This window comes from Rathayibacter sp. AY1F2 (assembly GCF_002930885.1).
In the GTDB taxonomy this organism is placed as follows: Bacteria; Actinomycetota; Actinomycetes; order Actinomycetales; family Microbacteriaceae; genus Rathayibacter.
This window is the reverse complement of sequence record NZ_PSVG01000008.1, coordinates 73,416-91,461: the sequence shown is the minus strand read 5'-3', so window position 1 is coordinate 91,461 and position 18,046 is coordinate 73,416. Positions and strand designations below refer to the sequence as shown.

Genomic DNA, 18,046 nt, shown 5'->3' with positions numbered 1-18,046 from the left:
GTCAGGGGCGGCGTGGGGCCCGGAGGCGCACCGTGAGCGGCGCGCCCCCGGGGGCGCGCCGCTCACGGTGCGCCTCCGGGCCCCACGCCGCCCCTGACGATGGAGTCACGATGACGACCGCATCGACGCCCGTCGACGCCGAGCTCCCCCGATCCGCGGGGCTCCGGCGCCGCCACACGGCCGGGCTGCTGATCCTCCTCGCCGCGGTGGCTCCGCTGCCCTTCACCGCCGCCTCCCCGGCCGTCGCCCTCGACAAGCCGACCTCCACCGACCCGATCGCGCCGGACACCGCCGACCCCGCGATCGAGTTCCACGACGGCGACTGCTCCATGGTCGCGACAGCCCGGGCAACCCCGTCGTGATGCGGAAGGCGCCCACCCTCGCGGCACTCGGCACCACCGCCCCGACCACCGGGTACACCGACACGAACCCCGGCGGCTGATCCCTCGTGCCGGTCGAGCAGCTGCCCCTCCCTGCCGGTCGAGCAGCCGCCCGGCGGCGTATCGAGCCCTTCGTGCTCCGCACACAGGCTCCGACACGCCCCTGACGGCGCTGCTCGACCCAGCAGGGCTCGGCACCCCGAGATCCTCTCCCCCTCCCTGAATCGCACCACTCCACTGAAGGAGCACCATGCCCCCCACCACCACACCCGCGCGGCGAGCGCCGCTGCGCGCAGCGCTCGCCGCGCTCGGCCTCGGAGCAGTGCTGCTCTCGGGCCTCGTCGCCCCGGCTCCGGCCGCGCAGGCGGCCGATGCCGTGATCCCGCAGCAGGGCCTCCTCGCCGACTACCGGTTCACGCAGACCACCGGCAGCACGGTCCCGAACACCGTGAGCGGAGGCGTGGGAGCCGCCACCGTCCGCAACGCGACCGACGCGCTCTGGACCGGCACGTCGCTCCGCCTCACCGGCGGCCCCAAGAGCAGCACCACCGCCCCCTGGGTGCAGCTGCCCGCGAACCTGCTGACCGGTCGCTCGTCGGCCACCGTCACGATCGAGACCCGCGCCGACGCGTCGATGCTCTCGAACTTCCACTTCCTGTGGAACATCGGCAGCGACAGCACGAACCAGTACTGGTTCGCGTCCGTCCGCGACCGGGTGCGCACCGCGATCACGACCAGCGGAGGGAACGGCGAGAACAACGCCCGCAGCGCCTCCGCCCTGACCGCCGACCGCTGGTACAGCCTCACCTCGGTGATCGACGGCAGCGCCGGCACGATCTCGTTCTTCGTCGACGGCGTCCAGGTCGCCTCGGCGCCCACCGCTCTGCGCCCCTCGTCGGTGGCGGACCAGTCGCTGAACACGATCGGCCGAGCACCGTACCCCGACCCGTTCTACACGGGCGAGGTCTCGGCGTTCCGCGTCTACGACCGCGCGCTCACCGGGGCGGAGGTGGTGGCCGTGTCGAGCGTCGACGCGAAGCCTCACGCCTCCACGTTCTCCCCGATCGCCGCCGCCGTGCTGGCCGGGGTCGCCCCGCTCACCGTCGACGACTCGACCACGAACCTGCCCGACTACGGGGGAGCGGTAACCTGGTCCTCCAGCGACCCGACCCTGCGCGTCTCGGCCGACGGCCGCACCCTCAGCGCCGACCGCCCCGCCGTGGGCCAGGCCGCGCGCACCTCGTCGCTCACCGCGACGGCGTCGATCCGCGGAATCGTGCAGACCCGCTCGATCGCCGTGACGGTCGAGCCGCAGGTCGGCGTCGACACCCCCTACGGCTACCTGATGGTCCACTTCGTCGAGGACTCCCAGGGCTACGCCGAGAAGATCTACCTCGACGTCTCCCGCGGCGACGACCCGGAGAAGTGGGACCCGCTCAACGGCGCGAAGCCGATCCTGGCCTCCGACCTCGGCACCACCGGTGTCCGCGACCCGTACCTGACCTACAACCCCGACACGAAGAAGTACTACATCATCGCCACGGACCTCCGCGTCTTCGGCGGCGACCGGGGCCCCAGCACCTGCGACACCTGGTGCTACTGGACCACCAAGGGCAGCACGAAGATGAACGTCTGGGAGTCGAGCGACCTCGTGTCGTGGAGCGACGTCCGCCAGTTCGACGTGGCGCTCGACGCCGCGGGGACGAAGAAGCTCGAGGCCGGCATGATGTGGGCTCCCGAGGCCACGTGGGTGCCGGACTACGCGGGACCCGGCAAGGGCGCGTTCGTCGTCTACTGGTCCTCGACGGTCTACCCGACCGCGGCGCACACGCCGGGCACCGGATCCTCCCGCGTGCTCTGGGGAGCGACCACGGACTTCACGCAGGCCACCTACTCGTACGGCGGCACCTTCATCGACACCGGGGCCGACACGATCGACACCACGCTGATCCAGGACTCCGGCACGACCTACCGGATCTCGAAGGACAACGGCACCGGCAAGGGCATCTACATGGAGTCGACCACCTCGGCGACCTGGTGGCTGCCGACGACCTCGTGGACGCAGATCCAGTCGCGCATCGGCGCGGTGTGGTCCGGCGGCAACCCCGGTGGGGTCGAGGGCCCCGCGGTGTTCAAGGACCACGGCGAGGACACCTGGTACCTGTACGTCGACGTGATCCCCGCGACCGGCTACAAGCCGATGGTGACGAACGACCTCGACACGGGCTGGACCCAGCTCACCGACCCGGGCTTCTCGCTCGCCTCGTCGACCAAGCACGGCGGCATCGTCTCGCTGACCGCGGGGCAGTACGCCGAGGTCCGCTCGGCCGACGCCGCCTCCGCGGTCCGCTCGGACCTCGGCGAGGTGACGGTCGCCTCCGGCACCGACGCCGCGGCGGCTCTGCCCGCCCGCGCCGACGTCGTGCTCGCCTACAACCGGGGCACCGCCTCGCAGCCGGTCACCTGGAACACCTCCGCGGTGGCGACGGCGCCCGGCCGCTACTCCGTCACCGGAGTCGTCCGCACGATCGGTGCGAACGACAACCAGTGGGTGGGCGCGAACGGATCGACGGCCTACGACGCCGCCGACCGTCGGCTCTCGAGCTCCACGGCCGTCACGGTCACCGCGACCGTGGTGGTGACGGCACCGACCTCGACGCTCACCGCGTCCACCCGCTGCGTCGCGGGCAAGGTCGTCCTCACCGGAGTGGTGAAGAACACGGGCACGACGCCCCTCTCGGTCGTCATCCGCTCGCCGTTCGGCGCCTCGCAGACGCTGACCGCCGCCCCCGGCGCCAGCGCCTCGGCCGCCTTCACCACCCGTCAGGCCTCGGTCCCGGCCGCCTCGCTCACCGCGGGCGCCCTGACCGCGGCCTACCCGGCGCGCACCTGCTGACGCACGCGCGCCGCTGACGCCGAGACGGCCCGCCCCCGCCGAGACACCGCCCCACTGCGGTGCCTCGGCCGGGAGCGGGCCGTCTCGGCGTCGAGCGCCTCGGAGCTCCGCGGCGGCCGCCCCACATCCCGGCACGGCAGGCTGTACGGATGAGCGCGCCTGGAACCACCGACCCCCTCGACCACGTCCGCGTGCGCGGCGCCCGCGAGAACAACCTCCGGAGCATCGACGTCGACGTGCCGCGCGACGCCCTCGTCGCCTTCACGGGGGTCTCCGGATCGGGCAAGAGCTCGCTCGCCTTCGGCACGCTCTACGCGGAGGCGCAGCGCCGCTACTTCGAGTCGGTCGCCCCCTACGCGCGGCGGCTGATCGACCAGGTCGGCGTGCCGGACGTCGACTCTATCGAGGGCCTGCCGCCGGCCGTCGCCCTCCCGCAGCGGCGCTCCGGAGGCTCGGCCCGCTCCACGGTCGGCAGTGCGACGACGCTCTCGAGCGTGGTGCGGATGGTGTTCTCGCGCATCGGCGCCTACCCCGAGGGCGCGCCGATGCTGCTGGCCGAGGACTTCTCGGCCAACACCGTGCAGGGCGCATGCCCCAGCTGCCACGGCATCGGCCGGGTCTACGACGTCCCCGACGAGCTGATGGTGCCGGACGACTCCCTCTCGATCCGCGACGGGGCGCTCGCCGCCTGGCCGACCGCCTGGCACGGCAAGCAGCTGCGCGACAGCCTGATCTCGCTCGGCCACGACATCGACGCTCCGTGGCGCGACCTGCCCGCGGAGGACCGCGACTGGATCCTGCACACGCCCGACTCGCCGCAGGTCCCCGTGTGGACCGACCGCTCGCCCGCGGAGGTGCGCGCCTCCGTGGCCGCGGGGGACGAGCCGCGCTACATGAGCACGTTCCTCGGGGTGCGCCGCTACGTGCTCGACACCTTCGCCGGCTCGAAGAGCGCCCGGATGCGCGAGCGCGCGGCCTCTTTCGTCGTCAGCGTCGCCTGCCCGGTGTGCGGCGGCCGGAGGCTGAAGCCCGACGCGCTCGCCGTCACCTTCGAGGGGCTCGACATCACCGAGCTGTCGGCGCTCCCGCTCGAGGAGCTGGTCGTCGTCGCGCGGCGCGTGCTGGAGCCCGGCTGGACCCCGGCCGACGGCGCTCCGCAGACCCGCCTGGCCGCGCAGCGGCTGGTCGAGGACCTCGTCGCCCGCCTCGCGCCGATCGTCGACCTGGGCCTCGGCCACCTCTCGCTCGACCGCTCCACGCCGACGCTCTCCTCGGGGGAGCTCCAGCGGATGCGCCTCGCGACGCAGGTGCTCTCGCGCCTCTTCGGCGTCGTCTTCGTGCTCGACGAGCCGTCCACGGGCCTGCACCCCGCCGACACGGAGGCGCTGCTCGGCATCCTGCGGACCCTGCGCGCGACCGGCAACACCGTCTTCTTCGTCGAGCACTCCCTCGACGTCATCCGCGAGGCCGACTGGATCGTCGACATCGGCCCGGGCGCGGGGTCGGGGGGCGGCACCGTCGTCTACTCCGGCCCGCTCGACGGCCTGCCGGGCGCCCGCGGCTCCGTCACCCGCCGCTACCTCTTCCCCGAGGGCGACCCGGCGCCGCTGCGCTCCCGCCGCACCGCGGAGCAGTGGATCGAGCTCGCCGGAGTCTCGCGGCACACCCTCGACGACCTCTCCGTCGCGTTCCCGGTCGGGGTGCTCACCGCGGTCACCGGTGTCTCCGGATCGGGCAAGTCGACGCTCGTGAACCAGGCGCTGCCCGATCTGCTGCGCGCCTCGCTCCGCGCCGACGTCGCCGAGGACGCGCCGGCCGAGGAGGGCGGGGAGGCGGACCCGCTGCTCGACGCGGCTGCGGCGGCGACCCGCGGCACCGCCTCCGGGCCCGCGGACCGCCTGCGCCGGGTGGTGCAGGTGACCCAGACCCCGATCGGCCGGACCTCGCGCTCGAACGTCGCGACCTACACGGGCCTGTTCGACCGGGTGCGGACGCTCTTCGCGGCCACACCGGAGGCGAAGCGCCGCCGCTTCTCGGCGAGCCGCTTCTCCTTCAACCTGCCCAGCGGGCGCTGCCCCGTCTGCAAGGGCGAGGGCTCCGTGGAGGTGGAGCTGCTGTTCCTCCCGACCGTCGAGGCGCCCTGCACGGCGTGCGGCGGCACCCGGTACAACGACGAGACCCTCGAGGTCACCCTGGGCGGCCGGACGATCGCCGACGTCCTCGCGCTGAGCGTCGCCGATGCGCGCGAGGCCTTCGCCGAGGACCGCGAGGTCGCCCGCCACCTCGACGCGCTGGTGGACGTGGGGCTCGGCTACGTCTCGCTCGGCCAGCCGGCGCCCGAGCTGTCCGGGGGAGAGGCGCAGCGGGTGAAGCTCGCCTCGGAGCTGCGTCGCGCCCAGCGCGGGGACACGCTCTACCTGCTCGACGAGCCGACGTCGGGCCTGCACCCCGCCGACGCCGACCGCCTGCTCGAGCACCTGCAGCACCTGGTCGACGCGGGCAACACGGTGATCGTCGTCGAGCACGACATGCGCGTCGTCGCCGACGCGGACTGGGTCGTGGACCTCGGCCCGGGAGCGGGCCGGGCCGGCGGCTCGGTGGTCGCGACGGGCACTCCGGAGGAGGTCGCCGAGGCCGCGGGCAGCCGCACCGCTCCGTACCTCCGGGCGGCTCTGGACCGGCGCCGCTGAGCACCCGAGGACCCTGTCAGTCCTCTCACCGAAACCTCACCGAAAACAGTTGTTAACGGTAACATTCGAGGCGGCCCGCCCCCCTGGGCCGGATTTCTCAACGACGAGAGGCCTCACGAATGCGACGACGACTCCCCCTGGCCACCGTGGCGGTGATGGCGCTGACGGCGGGTCTCCTGTCGGTCGGCCCCACGGCTCAGGCCGCCCCCACCACCTCGCTCGACGCCGCGAAGGTGCTCGAGCTCCCGTTCGACGGGTCGCTCGCCGACACCAGCGGTCGTGGTACCGCCCTCGGGATGCAGAAGGGCACCGCCTCCTACGGCACCGGCCTGAACGGCCGGGCGTTCGAGTTCACCGGATCGAACGCGATCTCGCTCGGCACTGCGGCGGCGCTGCAGCCCGCCGACCTCACCGTCTCGTTCTGGTACAAGCCGACCAGCGCGATGACCGGTGAGCAGGTCTTCACCTGGAACAAGACCGCCTACAACTCCGACGGCTGGTACCTCACCTCCGAGGGCGACGGCACTCCGCTCGCCCTCTCGATCGGCCCGTCCGGCGGTCAGCCGTACAAGGTCGCCGTCGAGACCGCCCGCTCCGGCTTCTTCCCCGCGGGGGAGTGGACGCACGTGGTCGCCACGTACGACAAGAGCACCAAGGCCGTCGCCTTCTACCGCAACGGGGTGAAGCAGACCGCCGTCGTCAAGACCGCGCCGTCCTCCTCCGCATCCGGCGTCCTCGGCTCCGAGAGCACCTCGACGAAGACCCTCGGCTTCAACGGCCCCCAGTACAACGGCGCGCACCTGCGCGGCCTGCTCGACGACTACGCGCTCTACAACGGCGTCGCGACCACCACCGACGTCGTCGCCCTGACGAAGGCCGGCAACCCCTCCTTCGACCCCGCGAGCATCGCCCGGGCCGACCTCGAGCTGGTCGCCCCGCCCGCGAGCACCAGCACCGGCTTCACCCTGCCCACCGTCGGCGCGAAGGGGTCCGCCCTCAGCTGGACCTCCTCCGACCCGGCGACCGTCGCGATCAGCGGAGGCACGGCCGCGGTCACGCCGCCCACCGGCTCCGCGACGCAGGTCGTCCTCACCGGCTCCGCCACCTACGGGGGCAGCACCGCGGTCACGAAGACCTACACTCTCCAGGTGCAGCCCCGGGGAGTGAAGACGTCGAACTACCTTCTGGAGGCCGGCCTGTCCGACGTCTCCGTGCAGGACCCCTACCTCGAGAACGGGGAGCAGCAGACCGTCGAGTACCTGCTGAGCCTCGACCCCGAGATGTTCCTCTACTCCTTCTACCGCGAGGCCGGGCTCACGCCGACCACCAGCGGCGGATACGGGGGTTGGGAGCGCGAGAACGGCACCCGGTTCCAGGGCCACTTCTTCGGCCACTACCTCTCGGCGCTCTCGCAGGCCTACGCGACCGAGGAGGACGCGGCCACCAAGGCGGCTCTGCTCGCGAAGCTCACCGCTTCCGTCGACGGTCTGAAGAAGGTCCAGGACGCCTACGCGCTGAAGGACCCCGCGAACGCCGGCTACGTCTCGCCGTTCCCGACCCGCTACCTCCCCTCGGGCGGCGACGGCCTGCTCGTCCCCTTCTACAACCTGCACAAGGTGCTCGCAGGCCTCCTCGACGCCCACGACCAGGCGCCCGACGCCGTCTCGCAGAAGGCGCTCACCGTCGCCGGCGGCTTCGGCAGCTGGATCACCGCCTGGGCGGGCCGCCAGGCCAACCCCGGGCAGCTCCTGAACACGGAGTACGGCGGAATGAACGAGGCGCTCTACCGCCTGTACGAGACCACGCACGACCCGGCCCACAAGCGCGCGGCCGAGTACTTCGACGAGACCGCGCTGTTCCAGAAGCTCGCGAACAACGAGGACGTCCTCAACGGGCTGCACGCGAACACGACCGTCCCGAAGCTGATCGGCGCGCTGAAGCGCTACCGCGTCTTCACCGACGACCCGGCGCTCTACGCCACGCTCACCGCCGCGGAGAAGTCGGATCTCGACATGTACCGCCGTGCCGCCGAGAACTTCTGGCGCATGGTCGACGAGACCCACACCTACGCCAACGGCGGCAACAGCCAGTCCGAGCACTTCCACGCCCCCGGCACCCTGTACGAGTACGCCACGAACGGCCAGACCACCGGCTACGGCGAGAACTCGACCTCCGAGGGCTGCAACATCTACAACATGCTCAAGCTCACCCGGGCGCTGTTCCAGGTGACCGAGGACGTGAAGTACGCCGACTTCTACGAGGAGACGTTCATCAACGGCGTCCTCTCGGTGCAAAACCCGGACACCGGCATGGTGACCTACTTCCAGCCGCAGACCGCGGGCTACGCCAAGGTCTTCGGACACGAGCTCGACGAGTTCTGGTGCGACCACGGCTCGGGTATCGAGAGCTTCACCAAGCTCGGCGACTCGATCTACTTCGAGAAGCCGAAGACCGTCTTCGTGAACCAGTTCCGCTCCTCGGTCCTCCGCTCCTCCGCGAACAACCTCCGGCTGACCCAGACGGCGGACATCCCGAGCACGGACACGGCGACCCTGAGGGTCGAAGCGCTGGCCGGAGGAGCCGTGGCCGCGGACACGACCCTCAAGCTGCGCGTGCCGTCCTGGATCGACGGAGCGCCGACGCTCACCGTGAACGGTGCCGTCCGTGCCGTCACGGCCCAGGCCGGATACGTCTCGGTCGCCGTCGCCGCCGGTGACGTGCTGACCTGGAAGCTGCCCGCCGCGGTCAGCGCGGTCGCGGACACGGAGAACCCCGACTGGACCGCGTTCCGCTACGGACCGGTGCTGCTGGCGACCGAGCTCAACCGCTCGAACGTCGAGGCGTCCTACGTCGCCGGCGTCCTGGTGCGCATGGGCACGGCCGACAAGTCCGTGAACTCGAACGTCGTCGTCGCGGACTCCGCGGCCTGGAAGTCCGCGGTCCGCGGCAACCTGGTCCGCCTGCCCGACGGCGCGGACGGCAACGGCCGCACGACGATGCGCTTCGGCATGAAGAACGTCGACGCCGCGTCCGCCGCCCGGGTGTTCACTCCGTACTACAGCCTCTACAACGCCCGCTACGCGACCTACATGACCCTGATCGAGCCCGACTCGGCCGCGGCCCAGGAGCTGATCCGGACGCAGAAGGAGCAGCTGCGCGTCGACGAGACGACGATCGACTCCCTCACCTCCTTCGACAACAACAACAGCGAGGCCGACAAGAACTACAAGACCGCGCGGTCCTCGGTGGGGACCTGGCGCGGCGAGGGGTACCGCGACGGCGAGCGCTCGGCGGAGGCGTACTTCCAGTACGACATGATCGTCGACCCGGCTCTGCCGGCGAACTACCTCGGGGTCCGCTACTACGGCGGCGACGCGGGACGCACCTTCGACGTCTACCTCAACGACGTGAAGCTCAAGACCGAGGTGGTCTCGGGAGCGGCCGGAGCGACGAGCTGGTACGTCCAGTACGACCGGATCCCGGCGTCGATCCTCAGCGGTCTCGCCGCGAAGGACAGCTACAAGCGCGACCAGAGCGGGAAGTACGTGCTCGACGCGAAGGGGCAGAAGATCCCCGTCGTCACGGTGCGCTTCCAGGGCACCGGATCCAGCTACGTCGGCGGTGTCTTCGGGGTCTACACGACCGAGTCGACCACCTACGCTGCGGACCCGGAGCTGACGAAGCTCTCCTCCGACGTCGGGACGCTCTCGCCGGCTCTCGCCGCCGGGGTCAGGGACCACACGCTCACGGTGCCGGCCGGTACGACGAGCGTCTCGCTCGACCTGGACCCGGCCGTGCCCAGCGGCCTGGTGAAGGTCGACGGCGTGCTGATCGACGACACCGTCCGCCGCACCGTGCCGCTCGCGGCCTCGGGGACGACGAGCGTGGTCGTCGAGTCGTCGGCGCAGGACCACACGACGACAGTGACCTACCGCCTCTCCATCGTCCGCGCCTCCGCGGCGACGGTGCCGACCACCGTGACGGCCACCAGCCGCTGCGTGGCGGGCAAGGTCGTGGTGACGGTCTCCGCTCGGAACGACGCGAAGGTCCCGGCGGCGATCACCCTCGGCTCCGCCTGGGGCTCGAAGGCGTTCACCGGGATCGCTCCCGGGTCGAGCGCCTCGCACGCCTTCACCACCCGCGCCGCCTCGGTGGCCGCGGGCTCGGCGACGGTGACCGCGACGGCGACCGTGGACGGAGCATCGGTGACCACCACGAAGCAGGCCGCGTACTCCGCTCTCACCTGCAAGTGACGTGACGACGACGGCCGCCGGGGATCGCCCCCGGCGGCCGTCGTCGTCAGTCGGAGGTGCGGTAGAGGCCCTGGAGCAGCCCGATGACGTCGCCCAGGACGGGCGGCGGGTCGCTCCGGATCCACGCGGCGTGCACGGGGACCGGCGGGGCGTCGCGGACGACCCGGTAGGCGAGGCCCTGCCGTCGGTACTGGCTCACCGTCGATTCCGCGGTCACTCCGCGGGCGGAGCCGCTGCTGATCACCGTGAGCCAGTCGTCGACGTCGGTCGTCGGGACGGTGATCCGCGGCCGGTCGTGCTCGGGCCAGAGGTCGAGCCGGGTGCTCCCGGTCCGGTCGTCGAGCGCCAGCGGAGCGGTCGCCACCTGGGCGAGGGTGACCGTGCGCTTCGCGGCGAGCGGGTCGTCGACGGACAGGGCGCAGTAGCGCTTCTCGGTGCCGATCAGAGCCGACTCGACGTCCGCAGCCGGAGATCCGCGCCGGAGGATCGCGAGATCGCTGAGGCCCTCCGCGAGCCCCGCGGTGGGCGTGTTGGAGCGGATCAGCCGCAGCTCGTGGCGGGGGAGCGCCGCGGCCCAGCGGCGCTGGAACTCCTGGGTGTGCTCGCCGAGAGCCGACCAGGCGTACCCGATCCGGATCGTGTCCGTCCCGGCCGCCGCCTCCTCGCGAAGGTCGTCGACGACGGCCAGGACGCGGCGGGCGTGCCGCAGCACCCGCTCGCCCGCCGGCGCGAGCTCGACGCTGCGGGTCGTCCGGTGGAGGAGCCTTCGTCCGAGGACGGACTCGAGCGCCGCGACGTTGCGGGAGACCGCCGTCTGGGAGATGCCGAGGTCGATCCCCGCGTCGGTGAAGGTCCCGGCGTCCACGACGCCGACGAACGACCGGAGGTGGCGCAGTTCCAGTTCCATGACCGCATCCTATTCATGCGGTTCCCGCATCGATCGGGCCGATGACGCATTGTGAGCCGGGGCCGGACGGCTCGCAGACTTCCGGAATGACGAAGCAGCTCCCCGGCGACGGCCGGACCGTCGGCGTCGCGACCGCCCTCGCGAGCGCCCTCTCGAATCAGCTCGGGGCGGCCTCCGGGACTCTGGCCTTCCCGGTCCTGGGATCCGTCGGAGTGGTCGCCGTCCGGCAGATCGTCGCCGCGCTGATCCTCCTCCCGGTCGTCCGGCCGCGGATCCGCGACCTGACCCGCGCGCAGTGGTGGCCCGTCCTGCTCCTCGCCGTGGTGTTCGGAGCGATGAACCTCACGCTCTACGCGGCCATCGACCGCATCGGGCTGGGGCTGGCGGTGACCCTGGAGTTCTGCGGGCCGCTGGCGGTCGCGCTCCTCGGCTCCCGGAGCAGGACCAGCGCGCTCTGCGCCCTCGTCGCCGGAGCAGGCGTCGTCGCGATCGCCGGGCCGAGGCCATCGTCCGACCAGGTGGGGATCGCGCTCGGTCTCGCGGCCGCGTGCTGCTGGGCCGCGTACATCCTGCTCAACCGGATCATCGGACTCCGTCTGCCCGGAGCGCAGGGGACCGCCACGGCGACCGGGATCTCCGCCGCCGTCTTCCTGCCCGTCGCCGTCTGGACGCTCGTCACGACGCATCCGGACGCGGGCACCGTGCTCCTGGCGGTCGGCGCCGGCGTCCTCGCGACGGCGGTCCCGTTCGTGGCGGACGTGATCGCGCTCCGGAGGCTGCCGGCGAGCGTGTTCGGGACGCTCATGAGCGCCAACCCCGTCCTGGCCGCCCTCATCGGCGCGGTCGTGCTCGGGCAGGACGTCGGCGCGGCCGGATGGATCGGGATCGCCCTCATCGTCATCGCGAACGCGGCGGTCCTCCGGCGGGGGCGTCGCGGGCGGTGAGGCCCGGCGGCGGGCCGAGCGAGAGGTGATCCCGTCGAGATGCCGCCGCTGTGCGTTACCTGTTCGTTATGAAAAAGGCGCCTACACGACCAAACCAGGGACACCCTGGGAAACGGCAGGTCGCGGGAGAAAACTCTCCTCCATGAACCAGACAGCGGCACCCGTGCGCGAGCATCGAGCTCTCTACTTCCTGCTCGCCGCCCTCGCGGGCATCGTCACGGGCGGAGTCCTCCTCGCCGTCGCCGAGCTCATCGCCCTCGCGGTCGCCCGCACCGCGAGCCCCGTGCTCGCGCTCGGCGCCTTCATCGTCGACATCGTCCCGCGCCCGCTCAAGGAGTTCGCGATCGAGACGTTCGGCGAGAACGACAAGACCTTCCTGCTCGGCAGCGTGGGCGCCGCGGTCGTCGTCGCCGCCGCGATCGCCGGAGTGCTCCAGCTGGTCCGCCCGCCGCTCGGCCAGGTGCTGCTCGTGATCGCCGGCGGCCTCTCGATCGCCGCCATCGTGACCCGCACGGGAGCGTCGCCGCTCGCCGCGGTGCCCACGCTGGTCGGACTCGTCGTCGCCGTCGTCGTCATGCACCTCCTCTTCACGCGCCTGCGCGGCTGGCGTGCGGCCCGGGCCTCGGAGGCCAGGGGAACATCCTCCGAGGCCCGTCCGGGCGCCCTCGAGCGCCGCGGCTTCTTCCGCATCGCACTGATCTCCGCCGTCGGCGCGGCCGTCGTCGGCACCGGTGCCCGCCTGGTCAACGCGGCGACCTCCTCCCTCGCCGGTGTCCGCGACGCCCTGCGCCTGCCTTCCCCGCGCAGCACCGTCTCGGTCCCCGCGGGCGCCGAGCTCGACATCGAGGGCCTCACCCCGCTCTACACGCCGAACGCCGACTTCTACCGCGTCGACACCGCCCTCACCGTGCCCAACCTGGACCCGTCGGCCTGGTCGCTGAAGATCACCGGCATGGTCGACCGCGAGGTGACGCTGAACCTCCAGCATATCTTCGACATGGGCCTCGACGAGTACGGCATCACCCTCACCTGCGTCTCGAACCAGGTCGGCGGCAACCTCGTCGGCAACGCCAAGTGGCTCGGCGTCCCCCTGCGCGACGTGCTGAAGATGGCCGGCGTGCAGAGCGGAGCCGACATGCTCCTCTCCACCAGCAGCGACGGATACACGGCGTCCACCCCGATCACCGCGGTCACGGACGAGAACCTCGACGCGATCCTCGCCGTCGGCATGAACGGCGAGCCCCTCCCGTTCGAGCACGGCTTCCCGGTGCGGATGATCGTGCCCGGCCTCTACGGCTACGTCTCGGCCACCAAGTGGCTCACCGAGCTCAAGGTCACCACCTTCGAGGCCGACCAGGCCTACTGGACCCCGCGCGGCTACTCCGCCGAGGCCCCCATCAAGATGTCCTCGCGGATCGACACCCCGCGGATCGGCGTCCCCGTCACCTCGGGCGCTCTCAAGATCGCGGGCGTCGCCTGGGCGCAGAGCATCGGCATCGAGAAGGTCGAGGTGAGCATCGACAACGGCGACTGGCAGGAGGCGACGCTCTCGACCCCGGTCAACCTCGACACCTGGGTGCAGTGGTTCGTCGACTGGGACGCCCAGCCCGGCTCGCACTACGTCGCGGTCCGCGCGGTCGACAAGAACGGCATGGTCCAGATCGAGGACCGCGCGCCGGTCGCGCCCGACGGATCCTCCGGCTGGCAGCGCACGCTCATCAACGTCACCTGACGCCCCGTGGAGGCGCCGATCCCCCGGGGGTCGGCGCCTCCGGTGCGTCCGGCGTCCGTCGCGACGACGCCCCCGCAGTGCGGACGGCCCTGACGCGACGTCGCCTTGGCGGCAGGCACCGCGGCACGTCCCGGCCCGGCGCGCAAGCCTCCGCGGCGGCGCAGCCCGCGAGGAGGCGCCGCTCTAGCCTTCGAGGATGCGCTCCCGGCTCCTCCACCTCCGCGAATCCTTCTGGTTCCTCCCGGCCCTGTTCGGCGTCCTCGCCGTCGGGCTGGCGCTGGGGCTGGTCGAGGTCGACCATCTGCTGGTCCGCGCCGGCGTCAGCGACATCCCCCTGATCGAGGACCTGTCGCCGACCGGCGGCCGGGCGATCCTCTCGGCGATCGGCGGGACGATGCTGGGCGTCGCCGCGACCTCGTTCTCGATCACGATCTCGGTGCTGGCGACCACGTCCTCCGCCTACGGGCCCCGGCTGGTCCGCAACTTCATGGCCGACCGCGGCAACCAGGTCGTCCTGGCGGTGCTCACGTCCACGTTCCTGTACTCGCTGATCGTGCTGCGCGCGGTGCACACCGAGGAGGACGCGTCGCTGACGTTCGTGCCGGTGGTGGCCGTCTCGTTCTCGGTGCTGCTCGCGGTGGGCGACGTCGCGGTGCTCGTCTACTTCATCCACCACATCGCGCTGTCGGTGCAGGTGACGACGCTGCAGCAGCGGGTGCTCGGCGAGCTCGTCGACGTGATCGAGCGACTGCATCCGGAGGACGGTGAGGAGCCGGTGGACGCGGAGGAGGCCCTGCTCGCGGAGGAGGCCCTGCCGCCGGCGGGGCGCGAGCCGGTCGTGCTGTGTGCGGTGCGCGGGGGCTACGTCGAGCAGCTCGAGGTCGAGCGGCTGGTCGCCCTGGCCCGCCGCGGCGACACGCGGCTCCGGGTGCTCGCGCTGCCCGGCGACCACGTCCTCGTCGGCGACCCGGTGCTCGAGGTCCTGGAGGGGTCCGTCGCCCAGGAGGAGGCGGTCGCCGCGGTCGTCGTCGCCGACGCGCGCACCCCGCACCAGGACCTCCGCTACGCCGTCCAGCAGGTGGTCGAGATCGGAGTCCGCGGGCTCGCGACCGGCACCAACGACCCGTACACCGCGGTCGGCGCCGTCGAGGCCCTGACCAGCGCGCTCGTCGACCTCTGCGGCCGGCCGGAGGCGCGCGGCCGCTACTCCGACGCCGACGGAGTCGTCCGCCTGGTCGTCCCGTGGCCCCGAGCGGGCGAGCTGCTGGCCGACGTGTTCCTCGCCCTGCGCTCGTACGCGATGGAGCAGCCGCTCGTCGTCCGCGCCGGCGTGCGCCTCGCCGAGCGGCTCGCGGTCGTCGCCCGCGGCGGGACCCGCGTCGAGCTGCACCGCCAGGTCCAGGCGTTCGCCGCCGCGCACGCCGCTGCCGACGGCGACGCCCTCGAGGCGCCGGCCCTGCGCGCGTCGCTCGCCGCGCTCGAGGCGCGCCTCGCGGCCTGACGCTCGGCCTGCCCGGCGCTCCGGGAAGCCACGCCGCCCGTGGAGTGCTCGAATCGATTCGAGTAGGCTCGGCGCATGACAGAGAACACCACTGAGCTGCGCGTGGGGGTCGTCGGCCTCGGCTTCGCCGGCACCACCCACCTCGATGCCTTCCAGTCCCTGCCCGGCGCCCGCGTCGTCGCGCTAGCCGGCCAGGAGGAGGCGCGCCTGCACGAACTCGGCGCGACCCGCGGCGTCCCCGACCTCTACGCCGACTGGGAGGAGCTCGTCGCCCGCGACGACCTCGACGTCGTCTCCATCGGCGTCCCGAACCACCTGCACCACCCGATCGCCGTGGCCGCGCTCGCGAGCGGCAAGCACGTCTTCTGCGAGAAGCCGCTCGCCACCACCGCCGAGCTGGCGGCCGAGATGGTCGAGGCCGCCCGCACGAACGACCGGGTGCTCGAGATCGCGTACAACCACCGCCGCCGCGCCGACGTCGCCTTCCTCCGCGACTACCTCGACGACGCGCCGCTGGGCGACGTCTACCACGCCCGCGCGAGCTGGCAGCGGCGCACCGGCATCCCCGGCATCGGCTCCTGGTTCACCAGCAAGGAGCTCGCCGGCGGCGGCCCGCTGATCGACCTCGGCTCCCACGTGCTCGACATCGCGCTGCACCTGCTCGACGAGCCGCGCGTGACCAGCGTCTCGGCGGTCGCGTACGGCGAGATCGGCCGCTCCGGCCGCGGAGGGCGCCCGCACGGCGTCGCCGCCACCGGCACGCACGCGTTCGAGGTGGAGGACTTCTCGAGCGCCCTGCTGCGCCTCGACAACGGCCGCTCGCTCCAGCTCGACGCCTCCTGGGCCAGCTACTCGAAGGTCGACGAGGACATCGAGGTCGAGCTGCTCGGCTCGGCCGGGGGCGCGCGCCTCCACATCGCCGACTACGCCACGGAGGGGACTCTGACGCTCTACTCCGAGGTCGCCGGAGCGCCGACCGTCTCGCACCCCGACGTGAAGGTCCCCGCCGGGCACCACCGCTCGGTCATCGCCGAGTTCCTGGAGGCCATCGCCTCGGGAGCCGACGCGCCCGCGGGCGGCCCCCGCTACTCCGGCCACTACGGCGAGTACGCGCTGCACCGCAGCCGGGTGGTCGACGCGATCTACCGCTCCGCGGCCGAGAAGAAGGAGGTGGCGGTCGCATGAGCGCCCCGATCGAGGTCCTCGTCTGGAACGAGTTCCGCCACGAGACCCGCGGCGACGAGACCGTGCTGCGCCACTACCCGGACGGCATCCACCGCGTCATCGCGGACGGGCTCGCGGAGTCGCTCGGCGACGCCGTCTCGGTGCGCACCGCGACGCTCCCCGAGCCCGAGCACGGGCTCACCGAGGAGGCGCTCGCGACGACGGACGTGCTGCTGTGGTGGGGGCACATCGCGCACGAGGAGGTGTCGGACGAGGTCGTCCAGCGGGTCCTGCGGCACGTGCAGGAGGGGATGGGGATCCTGGTCCTGCACTCGGGCCACTACTCGTCGATCTTCAAGGCGCTCATGGGCACGACCTGCTCGCTGAAGTGGCGCAACGACCGCGACCGCGAGCTGGTGTGGACGATCGCGCCCACCCATCCGATCGCCGAGGGCGTGCCCAGCCCGCTGATCATCCCCGAGCAGGAGATGTACGGCGAGTACTTCGACATCCCGGTGCCGGAGGAGACGGTGTTCCTGTCGACGTTCACCGGCGGCGAGGTGTTCCGCTCCGGCGTGACCTACACCCGCGGCCTCGGGAAGGTCTTCTACTTCTCGCCCGGCGACCAGGACTACCCGGTCTACCACCACCCGGACATCCGGCGCGTGCTGGCGAACGCCGTCCGCTGGGCCCGCCCGACCCGGCCGCGCACGCCCCTCACGGCCGACCACCACCCCCGGGGCTGGTTCGAGTCCTGACGCGAGCTCCCGCGCCCTCCCCTCCCTCTCCGCGAGATGCCGCTCCGGTACGCGACACGCCGTGCCGGGCGCACCGACGTGGCGTCTCGCGGGGAGGTACTGGGGGGATGCAGCAGTCGGAGGGGCGCGAGCCGGACGAGGTGCGCCGGTACGGGAAGGCTCCGGAGCAGATCGCGGACGTCTTCCGCGGGGCGCCCGGCGAGGCGCGCCGGCCGGTCGTGCTCGTGCACGGCGGGTTCTGGCGGGCGCGGTGGGACCGGCGGCACGCCCGGCCGCTCGCGGCGGCACTGGCCGACCGCGGGCACGACGTGCTCCTCCCCGAGTACCGGCGCACGGGCGACCCGGGAGGCGGCTGGCCGGGCACCGGCGACGACGTCCTGGCCGTGCTCGCGGCGCTCCCGTCACTGCTGCCCGGCGCCGGACCGGTCGCCCTCGTCGGCCACTCCGCCGGCGGCCACCTCGCCGTCTGGTCGCAGGCCGCCCGTCCGTCGCCGCACGTCGCCGCTGTGGTGGCACTGGCGGGCGTGCTCGACCTGGCCGCCGCCTCCGCCGACCGCCTCAGCGACGACGCCGTGGGGGAGCTCCTCGGCGGCGACCTCGCGCTGCTCCCGGGCGCCGACCCCGCGCAGCTGCCCGCGCCGCCGCAGCCGACCACGTTGATCCACGGCACGCTCGACGAGGACGTCCCTGTCGCCTACAGCCGCCGATACGCCGACCGGCACCCCGCCGTGCTGCTGCACGAGCTCGCCGACGCCGACCACATGACGCTCGTCGATCCGACGACGGCAGCCTTCGCGATCCTCCTCGCCGCGCTCGGCTGA

General features: G+C 72.5%; 11 protein-coding genes. 10 read left to right on the top strand and 1 reads right to left on the bottom strand.

The features are described from left to right. The first annotated feature begins 110 nt into the window (after positions 1 to 110). From C5C54_RS08535 to C5C54_RS08520, 4 genes are all read left to right on the top strand, one after another. The gene (locus C5C54_RS08535; protein WP_104269303.1) at positions 111 to 362 is read left to right on the top strand and encodes a hypothetical protein; all 252 of its coding nucleotides are present in this window, start codon (positions 111 to 113) and stop codon (positions 360 to 362) included. 268 nt (positions 363 to 630) lie between these two features. Continuing rightward, a complete protein-coding gene (locus C5C54_RS08530) occupies positions 631 to 3,276 on the top strand; it encodes a LamG-like jellyroll fold domain-containing protein (protein ID WP_104288143.1) in 2,646 nt (881 codons plus the stop codon). Between the two features lie 149 nt (positions 3,277 to 3,425). Next, on the top strand, positions 3,426 to 5,966 hold the full coding sequence (locus C5C54_RS08525; protein ID WP_104257750.1) for an excinuclease ABC subunit UvrA: 2,541 nt from the start codon (positions 3,426 to 3,428) through the stop codon (positions 5,964 to 5,966). 119 nt (positions 5,967 to 6,085) lie between these two features. Continuing rightward, complete coding sequence (locus C5C54_RS08520; protein WP_104288142.1) at positions 6,086 to 10,219, top strand: beta-L-arabinofuranosidase domain-containing protein; 4,134 nt, start codon at positions 6,086 to 6,088, stop codon at positions 10,217 to 10,219. Positions 10,220 to 10,265: 46 nt separating this feature from the next. Here the strand turns inward: C5C54_RS08520 and C5C54_RS08515 are convergent, their stop codons facing one another. Continuing rightward, positions 10,266 to 11,126 carry a LysR family transcriptional regulator gene (locus C5C54_RS08515; RefSeq protein ID WP_104288141.1) on the bottom strand — a complete coding sequence of 287 codons (861 nt, stop codon included), beginning with the start codon at positions 11,124 to 11,126 and terminating at the stop codon, positions 10,266 to 10,268. Positions 11,127 to 11,212: 86 nt separating this feature from the next. On the opposite strand from C5C54_RS08515, the gene C5C54_RS08510 reads away from it, so the two are divergent. From C5C54_RS08510 to C5C54_RS08485, 6 genes are all read left to right on the top strand, one after another. Next, positions 11,213 to 12,070 carry a DMT family transporter gene (locus tag C5C54_RS08510; protein ID WP_104288140.1) on the top strand — a complete coding sequence of 286 codons (858 nt, stop codon included), beginning with the start codon at positions 11,213 to 11,215 and terminating at the stop codon, positions 12,068 to 12,070. Positions 12,071 to 12,212: 142 nt separating this feature from the next. Next, positions 12,213 to 13,802, top strand: a complete 1,590-nt coding sequence (locus C5C54_RS08505; RefSeq protein WP_104288139.1) for a molybdopterin-dependent oxidoreductase — start codon at positions 12,213 to 12,215, stop codon at positions 13,800 to 13,802. A gap of 196 nt (positions 13,803 to 13,998) precedes the next feature. After that, a complete protein-coding gene (locus C5C54_RS08500) occupies positions 13,999 to 15,303 on the top strand; it encodes a DUF2254 domain-containing protein (RefSeq protein WP_104260644.1) in 1,305 nt (434 codons plus the stop codon). Between the two features lie 75 nt (positions 15,304 to 15,378). Next, positions 15,379 to 16,488, top strand: a complete 1,110-nt coding sequence (locus C5C54_RS08495) for a Gfo/Idh/MocA family protein (RefSeq protein ID WP_104273851.1) — start codon at positions 15,379 to 15,381, stop codon at positions 16,486 to 16,488. Further along, positions 16,485 to 17,225, top strand: coding sequence for a ThuA domain-containing protein (locus tag C5C54_RS08490; RefSeq protein WP_104226581.1), 741 nt, complete (start codon positions 16,485 to 16,487; stop codon positions 17,223 to 17,225). The genes C5C54_RS08495 and C5C54_RS08490 overlap by 4 nt, the downstream gene beginning before the upstream one ends. Before the next feature lie 107 nt (positions 17,226 to 17,332). Beyond that, positions 17,333 to 18,046: an alpha/beta hydrolase gene (locus C5C54_RS08485; RefSeq protein WP_104288138.1), complete on the top strand. Its 714-nt coding sequence runs from the start codon at positions 17,333 to 17,335 to the stop codon at positions 18,044 to 18,046.